Here is an 11,617-nt window from a genome sequence, read left to right as displayed (position 1 = left end):
TGGGAGTGACGCAAAAGGGCTGGAGATGAGGCTAGGGCTGAGTGCCGCAGGTGCTCTCAAGGCCGCGCGCCCCGGTGACGAGGACCAATCATGATCCGGATGCGCTATACCCCGTCCGACTACCTCGACCTCACGGGGCGCCCTCCCGTGATCTAGGGCCGGAGCACCTGGAAGGCACCTGACTCGGTATGCCTTGTTGTGCTTGTCGCTGGCCTTGAGGCGTATCACCGAGAGCGACACCGACCTCGTCGCCCCAGCGGGCGGAAGCCCTCTGACACGTCGCCTCGGTCGCTCAGCGCTGAATGCCAACGCAGCGACGCGGCGCCCGTCGATGGCCTCGGCCAGGCGCGCCGCGTCAGGCTGAGGCGCCGAACACCCGCCAGCGAGCGGCCAGCAAGTCCCGGTCGGGGTGATCTGTCCGTCGCACCGGCAGGGTCAACGTCCGCCCGTGCATCTCCTGCAGCCCGTGTTTGAGCATCGGCCCGTCCACCTCGTGCAGGAGGTCGCGGTCGATGTGCACCTCGTAGTCCGGTGAGATGCCGAGCATGTTCTGGTCGAACGCCGCGTGGTGGATCTTGCACAGGGCGAGGCCATTGGGAGTCGTGGGGATGCCCTGCTCGGACGAGTCCGGTGCGATGTGCGCTGCGTCCAGCAGCGACCCGTGCCTGAGCTGGCAGATTGCGCACTGTGTCCCGTATGCGAGCAGGACGCGCGTGCGGAACGCCGGCTGATGAAGTCGCTGCTTGGCGAGGCGCAGGGCATAGCGCCGCTGGTCCGCACCGAGGTGTCGGACGCCGCCCATGTACCGGAACGACTCGTCCAGGGCAATGAGAAAGGCCCGCTCCTCCGGGACGTCGTCGACGACGTATACCGGCGCCACGGGCGTGTAGTAGTTCGGCTGCTCCTTGCGGAAGAGGATCAGTGGCATGCCGGTGGTGATCGCGTTGCGGAGCTTGCGATTGTCGCTGCCGTCGGGATCACCGGAGCGGTACGCGTAGTGCAGCAGCCCGTCATCCGGGTCCTCGGCGTCGTCGTATGGCCCGTGCGCCGACTGGACGATTGCCAGTGTTGAGGACAGGCCCGCCGGGTTGCGGATGCCACGGGAGTAGTCGATGAGTGGCAGGTTCCGTCCGTCCGTCCGTCCGTCCGGTAGCCGAGCAGCTCCTGACGGTGCAGAAACCCGCCGTTCGCCTCGGCGCGCTGGAGCACCCAGGCGATGATCTGCGTCCTGAGCTCGGCCTCGATCGCGGTGTCCACGGGCGGAGCTCAGCACGGCAGCTGTGGAGTCCGTGGGACCGCCGCGCTGGCGGTGCCCTGAATCATCCTGCGGGAGGACTAGCGGGTCGGACGATCGTCATGACGGGCAGAGCGACGACGAGCGCTCGCGGGAGTGCGCGCGAAGACGCCTCCCTGTCGCTAGTCGGTGTCCAGAGTGGTTACGACTCATCAGCGATGCGGGCCGCAACCTCCTCGAGGATCTCCTGCCACAGGTGAGCCGGCGCGACTTCGGCAAGGAGCTCCAGCACGTTCTCGGCGTTCAGCGCGACCGTCCGTTCGCGGACCGAACCGCCGCGGCTCCGGGGGCGCGCGCGTGCGGCTGACGCATCAGGCCGATCCTCGTCCTGAGCCGTGGGCGATTCCGTCCTGGCAGGGACGGGCACGTCAGGGAGCGCCGGGGCGGCCTCGGTCGGCCCGTCTGCGCCGCTCGCAGAAGTCGGAGAGACCCGGGCGGGCTCTTGAGTAGCACCGCCCTCGGCCAGCAACCGCGGCAGGCTCCCCGCAACGTGCACCACGTCGAGGTACCCGGTCGTCCTGGTCAGCGCGATGTAGAGCATTCGCAGCCCGTGCGGCCCCGCCTGCACGATCGTCTCGGGGTCCACCACGACGACAGCGTCGAACTCCAGGCCCTTGGACGCACCAGGGCTGACGACGTTGATAGCCGACGCGAGCCCGCCCTTGTCTGCGTCGTTCCACTGGATCCGCGCGTCACGGAAGGCGTCCTCGAGGCGGTTACGGCCCCCGTCCGGGCAGACGACACCGACGAAGAGTCCCTTGCTGCTGTGCTCGCGCACGACCTCGACGGCACGCGCGAACTGGTCGTCCGCGGTCCCGACAGGGTGCAGGCGAGTCGCATTCTCGACGTCCCGAACGATGGTGGGCGCCACGATTCCCGGCGCAGCCTCCGGCAGCAGGCGTGCGGCCAGCTCCATGACGGCCCGCGGGACCCGGTAGCCGTACTCGAGGTCGACGCGCCGGGTCGGCAGCGGCGAGGCCAGCAGGTCGACGATGTCGGTCCACGAATCGCGTGCCCAGTGCCCGGTGGACTGCGCGATGTCGCCGACGATCGTCATCGCCCCGTGGCGGGACCGGCGTCGCAGCGCCAGGAGCTGCATGGGGGAGAGGTCCTGGACCTCATCCACGACGATGTGGGCGTACGTCTCGGCCTCACCCGTCATTTCGATCGCGACGTGGTCGAGCAGTGGCAGGTCTTCCTTCGACCACTGTTGCTCTGACAGCTTGGGCGCCGCCTGACGACGGAGCAGCCCGACCTCGTCGGCGCCGAGCGTGGAACCTGCGGCCGACAGGAGTCGCTCGACAGAACCGAAGAGGTCGCGGAGGAACGCGGCAGGCGTGAGCTGCGGCCACACGCGCTCGACGAGCGACTCGACGTCGGTTGGTCGAGGGCGCGGGGTCGCGCTGCGGTTGGTCCATCGGCCGTCCGCCTTCTGCCGCCGGCGCGCGTCGGTCGCGATTTCGGACTCGAGAAGCTCGCGGAACCGTGCTCGTCCCACGGCGTACGGGGTCCGGTCGACCTCGTCGATGATCTCCGCAACGTCCTGTGGTGTCAGAGTCACGCGCCACGACACGTCGTCGAACGTGAACTCGACACTTTCCCGCAGCGGCCGGATGCGATCGCTCAGAGCCCTGGCCAGGACCTCGACCATGCGCGCGTCGCCCTTGAGCCGGGCTGCTGCCGGCCGTTCGACGACATCCGGCGTCACGGTCGTGGCCATCAGGTGCCCGATGTCACGCTGAACGACGTTCTCCTCGCCCAGCTCCGGCAGCACGCGGGAGATGTACTTCAGGAAGGTGGCGTTGGGCCCGACGACGAGCACCTCGTTGTTCGTGACGTCGCGCAGAGGACCGAACAACAGTGCAGCGACGCGATGCAGCGCGATCGCCGTCTTGCCGGTGCCGGGCCCGCCCTGCACGACGAGCAAGGTGTCGTGCGGCGCGGCGATCACGTCGGCCTGCGCCGCTTGGATGGTGCGGACGATCGTCTGCATCTCGGGCGATCGCGTCCGCGCCAGCTCGGACTGGAGGAACGTATCCGACGAGACGATCTGGGCGTCCGACGTCCGCAGTTCGGCAACCTGACGGGCGAGCTCGGCCAGGACGACGTCGTCGATGTCGCGGATCCGGTTGATCGGCTCCGTGCGGTAGTTGCGCTGACGCGCGACGCCGCGGCGGTCGTGGTGCGAGGCTCCTCGCAGGCGAAGGATCGCGGGAGCCTTCCAGCTGAGGACGACGCGCTCGTTGTCCGCGTCGGAGACTCCGTGTTCGCCGACGTAGTACGTGTCGCCGTCGTCCAGGTCGAGGCGCAAGAACGCGACGGGCTCATCCGACGCGCCCAACGTCGCGTCGGTCGCGGCGTTCGCCTTCAGGCGCGCCCGGTCCTTCCCGTTCGCCGCGCTCTGCCAGGCGAGAGCGCGTGTCTCACGCGTGGACTCGCGGACGTCGCGCACCGCCTCGAAGAAGAGTTGCTCGTCCTCGAGCGTCGCGCTCGCAGCCGGGATCGTCAGCGACACGGGGCCCCCTCGACATCGATGGTTGTCGTTAGGCCATCGGGATGAACGCTCGGCCAGATGAGTCGACGGTGAGGGGACCGCCTGGACGGGTGAACGGCTAGGCGGCCGCCGAGTCGATGTGCGGAACTCGCGCTTCCGTACATTCGTCCGCCCGCGGGATCTGATGTCGGCCCGGAGTGGCACGCTGGAGTCTGAAGTCCCCGCCACTCGGAGCTCCACATGAACCTCACCCCCACCCAGGCCGACCGCGCCATCGGCGCCCTCCTCGCCTCCGCCGCGGGCGACGCCCTCGGCGCTGGCTACGAGTTCGGCCCACCGCTGCCCGACGACCAGCCCGTCCACATGGCCGGCGGCGGCAGCTTCGGGTGGGAGCCGGGGGAGTGGACCGACGACACGTCGATGGCCGTGCCGATCGCCCAGGTGCTCGCGGACGGCGGTTCGCTGGACGACGAGGCGTCGTTGGACCGCGTCGTCGCGGCGTGGGCCGGTTGGGCGCGGACGGCGAAGGACGTCGGCGTGCAGACCCGCACGTTGCTCACGACGTTGCGGACGCCCACGGCCGCGGCGGCACGCGCATCGGCGGCCGCCTTCTACGCGGCGAACCCGCGCGGCGCCGGCGGCAACGGCACCCTCATGCGGACCGGGCCCGTCGCGCTGGGCTATCTCGACGACGGTCAGGAGGCGGCGCTGGTGTCGGCGGCGCGTGCGGTCTCGGACATCACCCACGCCGACCCGGACGCGGGGGACGCCTGCGTCCTGTGGTCGACGGCCATCCGGCACGCGGTCCGTGAGAGCGACATCGACCTGACGGCGCAGCTGGTGTGGTTGCCGGAGGAGCGGCGCGACCGGTGGGCGGCGCTCATCGCGGAGGCGGAGGCGTCGCAGCCTGCCGACTTCGACAAGAACGGCTGGGTCGTGCAGGCGCTGCAGGGCGCGTGGTCGGCGATCCACCACGGCACCGGGCTGGTCGACGTCCTCGAGCGTGCGGTGCGGGGTGGGCGGGACACCGACACCGTCGCCGCCATCGCGGGAGCGCTCGCGGGTGCGGCCCATGGCGCCGGCGCGGTGCCGGACGCGTGGCGCGAGAAGCTCCACGGGTGGCCCGGCCTGGACGCGGACGGGCTGGCCGACCTGGCGGTGCGGGCGGTGGGGCACGGCGCGGCCGGCCGTCCCGATCAGCCCGGCACGGCCGGCTGACAGCGCGCCGGACGCGCCGGTCGACGCGCCCGGCCCCCTGCCCCGGGCGCGTCGTCACCGACCCGCGACTGCTCAGCCGACGGTGACCGTCACCCCGCCGGAGAACATCGAGTCATGCAGCTCCAGGCTCGCGGGCGTCGCGTCGGCCGGGAGGTCGAACACGACCGTGCCCTGCACGCTGTTGCCGGGGTTGATCTGGTTGAGGAACGACTCGGCGTCACCCAGGTAGATGGCCGCGGACGTGTCGGCCGAGTGGGTCCGGCCCTGCGCGTCGACGAGCTTCTGGCTGGACCCGTCGAAGTACTGGGCCTCGTCGCCGATGTTCGTGACGGTGACGTGGACCAGCGTGAACTGGCCCTGCGCGTCCTTGCCGAGCACGTCGCTGCCGATGCGGGCGACGCCGGGCTCGATCGCCGTCACGGTGAACTCGAACTTGCCGTCGCGCACGGGGGTCCCGATGCCGGCGGCAGCGGGCTCCTCGGCGGCGGGCTCCGGTGCGGGGGCCTCGTCGGCAGCGGCCTCGCCCGCAGCGGGAGCGACGGCGCCCACGTCGGCCGCCGAGGAGCTGCCTGAGGACGCGGAGCCGGCCGTGTCGTCGTCGCCACCGCCGAGCGCGCCGGCGACGCCCACCACGAGGACGACCGCGCCGAGGGTGGTGAGGACCTTGTGGCGGGCGAACCACGAACGCTTCGGTGCCGGCGCTGCAGCCGGGGTCGTGGTGCCGGACGGATCGGTGGGGGCGGGGTGGTTCATCGCTGCTCCTGTGGTCGGGTCCTGCGTGTGGTCCGATCCTTCGACGGCGGGCGCACCCGCCGGGTCGACCGATCGGCTCGAGCCGGCTGGCCGGTCGGACGACACCCGACCCGCGTCGGCCGACCGTCCGGTGGACGTGGGACGTCGGTGGTCCGACCTACGCTCCTGCCATGTCGACGTCCTCCCCGGTCCCGCCCGCCGAGGGCCGCGCCGCGCCGTGGTGGCGCAGGTGGGCGGACACGCCGGGCACGGCGGTGGCCGTCCTGGCAGCCGGCTTTCTCGGGCTCACCGAGGTGGCGTTCTCCGTGCCGTCGGGTCCGGACCTCTCCGTCGGCTACGCGTTCCTCGGTCTGCTCCTCATGCTCGTGGCGCTCGCCGCGGCTGCCGCGCTGGTCCGGCGTCGCCGGTATCCCGTCGCGGTCTGCCTCGGCACGGCGGTCGCCGGCGCCCTGATGCCGGTGGGCGCGCTCGCCGCGCTGATCGCGCTGCCGTGGGTGCTCGCCACCGCGACGCTACGCATCGCCGCATGGTGCACGGCCGCCGTGGGCGCTGCGGTGGCCGCGTCGCTGGTCCGGGACTGGCGGCGTGAGGGCGACGCCGTCATGTGGGCGACGACCGACGCGGCGACAGGAGAGCGGATGTACCTGACGGGCGGCGGGTACGTCGCCATGGGTGCCGCCGTGCTCGCCGTGGCCGTGGTCGTCGGGCTGGTCCGGCGCTTCGGGGACGCCGCCCGCACCGCGCGCCGCGCGGCCGCCGAGAGCGAGCAGCAGGCAGCGACGCTGCGCACGCAGGCGGCGGAGCTGCGGACCGAGCTCACGCGGCAGGAGGAGCGGGAGCTCATCGCACGCGAGATGCACGACACCGTGGCCCACCACCTGTCGCTCGTGTCGCTGCACGCCGCGGCGCTCGAGGTCACGGCCGACGACCCCGGGACGGACGTGACGGGGTCGGCACGCTCCATGCGCTCGTCCGCGCACCGCGCGCTCGAGGAGATGCGCGTCCTGATCGCGAGCCTGCGCACCGCGGGTGACGACAGCGCCGACCGCTACGCCGGCCCGGCCCCCCGTCTGGTCGACCTGGTGGCGCTCATCGACGAGGCCCGCAGTGCCGGGGCGGACATCGGGGCCACGGTCTTCGTCGACGGCGGGGACGACGCGCCGCCCGCCCTGACGCGGGCCGTGTACCGGGTGGTCCAGGAGTCGCTGACGAACGCGGTGAAGCACGCACCGGGAACCCGCGTCGAGGTCGACCTGCGGGCACGGCCGGGTGACGGGGTCGACGTGACCGTCGCCAACGGGCTGGTGAATGACGTGCCGGATGGCCCTGGCGGCGCCGGGCTCATCGGGATGCGCGAGCGGGCGGTGGCGCTCGGCGGTCGATTCGAGGCCGGGCCTCGCGACGGACGGTTCGTGGTGCGCGTGCACCTGCCGTGGCCGGCAGCAACGCATCCCTGAGCGCAGCACGCCGCACGGTGCAACCGGTGTCGGGGGTCGTGGGTACCGTCGGGCACGTGATCCGAGTCCTGGTCGTCGACGACGACCCCATGGTGCGTCTGCTGCTGCGGACGATCCTGCGCCCCGACGACATCGAGGTCGTGGCCGAGGCGGGCGACGGCGACGAGGCCGTCACGCAGACGCAGGCCCACCACCCCGACGTCGTGCTCATGGACCTGCGCATGCCGCGGGTCGACGGCATCCGCGCCACCGAGCTGCTCCGCGCGCTGCCGACACCGCCCGGGGTCATCGCCATGACGTCGTTCGACACCGAGTCCGTGATCCTCGACGCCGTGCGCGCCGGCGCAGACGGGTTCCTCGCCAAGGACTCCTCGCCGGACCAGATCGTCGCAGCGGTCCGCGACGTGGCGGCGGGGGAGGGAGCCCTCTCCCCGCGCGCTGCCCGCACGGTCATGGAGCAGGTCAGCACGGACCGTGCCGCCGCGGCGAGCCGTGACGCGCAGGAGAGGCTGCGCGTCCTCACCGAGCGCGAGAACGACGTGGCGCTGGCGGTCGCCGCGGGCCGTTCCAACGGCGAGATCGCACGGGAGCTGTTCGTCTCCGAGGCGACCGTCAAGACGCACCTGGCCCGGGCGATGGAGAAGCTCGGCGTGGCGGGCAGGGTGCAGGTCGCCATGCTCGTGGCGCTGGCCGGCTCCGCGGTGCCGGATCACGGCTGACGCCGACAGGTTCGGAGCGGCCCGCTACGCCATGAGGTCTGCCCAGCGGACTGCATCCTCCGCAACGACGAGGACCCGACCGTCGCCGTCCGTCCACGCGCTGATGTTCCCGTGCCGTCGCTTCGTGTTCCGTACCGTGGGCATTCCAGAGGCGACCAAGCGGGTCGTCTCCTCCGGCCCGAACCAGGTGAACCCGCAGTAGCCACCACAGCCGCACGGGTCCCAGGCCACACGCGCGCCATCCTTCAGAAGAGCGAGCGCCTGCCCTTCACTGATGCTGCTCGTGCTCGGCCGCCAGCGCGTCCCTTCCGGGTCAGTGACGCCCCCGGGCTCCGGCTCGCTGACCATCGGATGCTCACGGACTTCTCGCACCAGGTCTGCGAAGGTGCTTCGGCGGTCCGACTTCCTCGTCACGCATCCACGATATGCGCCTTGCAGCTGCAAGAAGTGGGGCCCCGAAAGCCTGGGACGGGCGCTTGTGGACCGCGGGTGCCGCTATCCGAGCGACGGCGACCCCAACCATCACAACCGCACGCCCTCCGGATCGACGCGCGTCGCCGGCCACACGACGCCGTCGTCGTCCACGACCCACGCAGCCCCAGGCAGGAGCGCGGCGAGCCTTGCGATCCAGGAGGCGAACAGGTCCTCCCACCGGCACTCGACGAGGACCGCTGCGGCTGTGCTGAGATCGGGCAGGGCGTCCAGGCCCGGGGACGAGACCAGGTCGTCCTGCCACGCGCCCGCGCCGTCGAGACCGAGACCGCCGGTGATCAGCAGCACGCGTCCCTGCTCGTCCTGGACCCGCGTGGACGCCTCGGAGACGTCCCCCCCGAGGCTGCGCGCGGCACGCCAGACGTCGTCCTCGAACGACTCGGCGGCGGACACGAGGAACGCGGACTTCATGGGAGTTGCTCCCGCATCCGTCACACCACCTCGTACAACGGGCGCCCGTCGACGTCTCGGATCGACGCGGCGACGTCCTGCAGCGTGTGGGGGAGTGCCCGGGCCAGTTCGTGGGCGTCGAACTTCGACCAGAGAGTCGCATGCTGCGGGCCTTCGAGGTCGGCCCAGTCCACCGACCATCCCGGACCGTCGGCGCGCACGGTCACCTCCGAGATGCCCCCGGAAGGTGCCCGCAGTGGGCGAAGACGATTCCTGGAACGCCAGCTCTGGCCGGCGGACAGGACCAGGAAGCGGTCGAGAGCGTGACGGGACGTGGTGTCGAGGTCGGTCCCTTCGACGACGCCGCGCTCCATGTGCTCGACGACGTAACGGCCCTCGTCGGCACGGACGAGGAGCGTCACGTCGTCGAGGCGGAGGTGCAGCACGTCACCGCGCTGCTCGGCGACACCACCCGCCTCGACGACGAATGAGAGCAGGAGCTCGGGCTGCGTGAGCGTCACTCGAGGCCACCTTCCTTGATGTGGAACGGACGGGCGACGGTCTCTCGTGTGAGCTCGGCGATGACGTCGCTCCATCGGAACCCGCGATCCCCGATCGGTGCTCAGCTCTCGTCATGCTCCGCAGGGCGTCGGGACAGGAGGCGTCGCTCGAAGTCACGGGCTGTGGCAGCGCTGATCGGCTGCACGTCGTGCTCGTACATGTTGAGGCTCACCAGCGCCAGGATGCCGGTGCCCTCCCACGTCCCGTCACTGCGGAGGAGCTCCTCTTCCCATTCGTCGCCGACAGGCCGCCGCCGCAGAATGGCTCGAGGTCGGGAGGCGCTGTCGCCGTCCCACAGGATCCCGAAGTACTCGGTGTGGGCTGTCATCTGATCTCCGGTCCTCTGAGGGCAGTGGCCCCGGGTGGCATGGGCACGGTCTCGAAGATCCGCACCGTCTCGGCGAGGAGTCGAGTTCGTTCCTGCCGGCTCAGGTTGGGCAGCCTCAACCGCTCGTAGACGTCGTGGCTACGCATCTTCACATCGAAGCTCGTTGGAGTGTGGAACTGGAGCTCGAAAACTTGCCCGTCGGGTGACCGCCAGGCGCTGTTGATGCCTTGGTACCCGGGTTGACCGAAGGTGTTCTTCCACGACACAGGTGTGAAGCCCCGCGCCGAGAGGTCGCTTGTGACGAGTTCGACTCCGCGCGCGAAGTCGGCGTCCGGGACTTGCGCGGTGTAGCGGACCGCGTCCTTGATCCTTGACACGGCACGTCTGACGTCTCGCGGTGGTTCGTTGCCCTCGAGGTCGGTCGCGATCTTGCGGTAGAGCGAGTCCGGAGATTTCAGTCGGAACTCGAGCCCCGGCATCGTCGCCCCGTCGATCCGGCCCAATGTGCGCTGAAGCCCAGTTGTGATGGCCGGCTCGGAACGGGACGCCGCGAGCAGGAGCGCGTCGACCTCGGCGACCTCGTCGCCGGAGAGCCGCAGCCCGTTCGGTCCTACCCACTCAGTTGCCGAGCCGGGTGGACGGTGGCGGTCGTTGGGTGGAGCCAGCCAGTCGTCGATCCGCCGCCGCCACGACGCGGGCATGTGCTTCACGGCCTTCTGCAGGATCTTCCCGACGACCCCGACGCCGATGAGGGACGTGAGGGCCAGTCCGAGCTCCAGGGAGCCGAGCTTGACGAGGTCCTGCCCGTCGATCTTGCCCTCGCCCCAGTCGGCAGCCACGTCGAGGAAGTCCCCGACGGAGACCAGGGTGAATCCGACGCCGAGGACCTTCAGGCCGAGGGACAGCCCGGCCACGCGTCGGAGGCCTTGCCCCGGAGGTCGTCGATACCCGTGCGTGCTCTCCTTGCTCGTCGTGCGGACGATCGCGCCGGGCGTTCCCGGCGCCATCTCGATGCTGCGTCACGGCGCGCTTCCTCGCGCCCGCGCCCGCCGCTGCCGGCGCCACTGACGGACACCCTCGCGCCGCTCGAGGACGTCGTGCCGTGCAGCTCCGGGCTCGACCATGTCCTGCACGCTGATGCCCACCCGAGCGTCCGCTTTGCTACCATTCGCGCGGTCTGCGGCGCACGGTGCGCGGTGGCGTGGAGGTGTGTGGTGCGTCGTACGACGGTGCTGGTCGTCGGGGTGGTCGTGACGGGGCTCGCGGGGTGCGCGGTCGAGCAGGCCGCGACGGCGGAGCCGACGGCGTCGGCGTCGGCGTCACCCACGCCGTCGCCGACGCCCTCGCCGACGCCGTCCCCGACGCCCGCCGAGGTCACGGCGTCCGACCTGTCGGACCCGGACGGTGCGGGGATCGTCTTCGTCGACATCCCTGACCTGAGGGGTCCGGCCGCCGCAGCGCACGACGCGGTCGCGAGGACCGAGGTGGAGACCTGGCGGTCCCAGAAGGAGGGCGCGATCAGCCCTGGCCTCGCGTCGACGGTCTCGCCGAGCCAGCTCACCTGGGTCGAGTCCCTGGTGCAGAGGGATCGCGAGGCCGGATGGGGGTACGAGGGGGCCTTGCGCGTCACCATCTCCGACGTCGTGGTCGACGGCGCGACCGCCACGGCGTCGGTGTGCGAGGACTACGCCGACGTCAGGTTCACGATGCCGGACGCCGCGGCCCCGCTGACTCTCGAGCAAGCCGAGTACGCCCAGTTCGTGGGCTCGGCGATGACGTTGGCGAGCCCTGACGGCGGAGCGACCTGGCGTGTCGAGGAGGCGGAGTTCACGGTCGGGTGCTGACGCCTCGGGGGTGAGGGATGCGCGAACCGTGGCCCGAGCTCTCGCAGGGTCGCCGGACGAGGTCGCC

General features: G+C 71.3%; 12 protein-coding genes. 4 read left to right on the top strand and 8 right to left on the bottom strand.

The genetic code is table 11. The features are described 5' to 3' along the window. Window positions 1-355: 355 nt before the first annotated feature. On the bottom strand, window positions 356-1,273 hold the full coding sequence (locus tag KG103_RS16950) for an HNH endonuclease (protein ID WP_207339644.1): 918 nt from the start codon (window positions 1,271-1,273) through the stop codon (window positions 356-358). A gap of 163 nt (window positions 1,274-1,436) precedes the next feature. After that, window positions 1,437-3,809 carry a HelD family protein gene (locus KG103_RS16945; RefSeq protein ID WP_207339643.1) on the bottom strand — a complete coding sequence of 791 codons (2,373 nt, stop codon included), beginning with the start codon at window positions 3,807-3,809 and terminating at the stop codon, window positions 1,437-1,439. A gap of 219 nt (window positions 3,810-4,028) precedes the next feature. On the opposite strand from KG103_RS16945, the gene KG103_RS16940 reads away from it, so the two are divergent. Further along, complete coding sequence (locus KG103_RS16940; protein ID WP_207339642.1) at window positions 4,029-5,006, top strand: ADP-ribosylglycohydrolase family protein; 978 nt, start codon at window positions 4,029-4,031, stop codon at window positions 5,004-5,006. Between the two features lie 72 nt (window positions 5,007-5,078). Here KG103_RS16940 and KG103_RS16935 read toward each other — a convergent pair whose 3' ends face one another. Continuing rightward, complete coding sequence (locus KG103_RS16935; RefSeq protein ID WP_207339641.1) at window positions 5,079-5,759, bottom strand: DUF4352 domain-containing protein; 681 nt, start codon at window positions 5,757-5,759, stop codon at window positions 5,079-5,081. A gap of 170 nt (window positions 5,760-5,929) precedes the next feature. On the opposite strand from KG103_RS16935, the gene KG103_RS16930 reads away from it, so the two are divergent. Both KG103_RS16930 and KG103_RS16925 read left to right on the top strand, forming a co-directional pair. Continuing rightward, a complete protein-coding gene (locus KG103_RS16930; protein ID WP_207339640.1) occupies window positions 5,930-7,216 on the top strand; it encodes a sensor histidine kinase in 1,287 nt (428 codons plus the stop codon). Between the two features lie 56 nt (window positions 7,217-7,272). Then, window positions 7,273-7,935, top strand: coding sequence for a response regulator transcription factor (locus tag KG103_RS16925; protein ID WP_207339639.1), 663 nt, complete (start codon window positions 7,273-7,275; stop codon window positions 7,933-7,935). A 522-nt stretch (window positions 7,936-8,457) separates the two neighbouring features. Here KG103_RS16925 and KG103_RS16920 read toward each other — a convergent pair. From KG103_RS16920 to KG103_RS16905, 5 genes are read right to left on the bottom strand one after another with little or no spacing between them, the layout of a single operon-like run. Next, window positions 8,458-8,838: a hypothetical protein gene (locus tag KG103_RS16920; RefSeq protein WP_207339638.1), complete on the bottom strand. Its 381-nt coding sequence runs from the start codon at window positions 8,836-8,838 to the stop codon at window positions 8,458-8,460. Between the two features lie 20 nt (window positions 8,839-8,858). Then, window positions 8,859-9,338, bottom strand: coding sequence for a hypothetical protein (locus KG103_RS16915; protein ID WP_207339637.1), 480 nt, complete (start codon window positions 9,336-9,338; stop codon window positions 8,859-8,861). After that, window positions 9,335-9,433 (bottom strand): DUF6222 family protein, encoded by a 99-nt coding sequence (locus KG103_RS19195; protein WP_372434866.1) that lies wholly within the window; start codon window positions 9,431-9,433, stop codon window positions 9,335-9,337. The genes KG103_RS16915 and KG103_RS19195 overlap by 4 nt, the downstream gene beginning before the upstream one ends. 6 nt (window positions 9,434-9,439) lie before the next feature. After that, the gene (locus tag KG103_RS16910) at window positions 9,440-9,706 is read right to left on the bottom strand and encodes a hypothetical protein (RefSeq protein ID WP_089797836.1); all 267 of its coding nucleotides are present in this window, start codon (window positions 9,704-9,706) and stop codon (window positions 9,440-9,442) included. Further along, on the bottom strand, window positions 9,703-10,620 hold the full coding sequence (locus tag KG103_RS16905; protein ID WP_207339636.1) for a hypothetical protein: 918 nt from the start codon (window positions 10,618-10,620) through the stop codon (window positions 9,703-9,705). Before KG103_RS16905 ends, KG103_RS16910 begins: the two co-directional genes overlap by 4 nt. 300 nt (window positions 10,621-10,920) lie before the next feature. Between KG103_RS16905 and KG103_RS16900 the strand changes: the two genes are divergently transcribed. Continuing rightward, entirely contained in the window at window positions 10,921-11,550 is a 630-nt protein-coding gene (locus tag KG103_RS16900; RefSeq protein ID WP_207339635.1) for a hypothetical protein, read from the top strand. The last annotated feature ends 67 nt before the right edge of the window (window positions 11,551-11,617 follow it).

Source organism: Cellulomonas wangleii, assembly GCF_018388445.1.
GTDB lineage: Bacteria > Actinomycetota > Actinomycetes > Actinomycetales > Cellulomonadaceae > Cellulomonas > Cellulomonas wangleii.
This window is presented reverse-complemented; position numbering and strand designations above follow the sequence as displayed.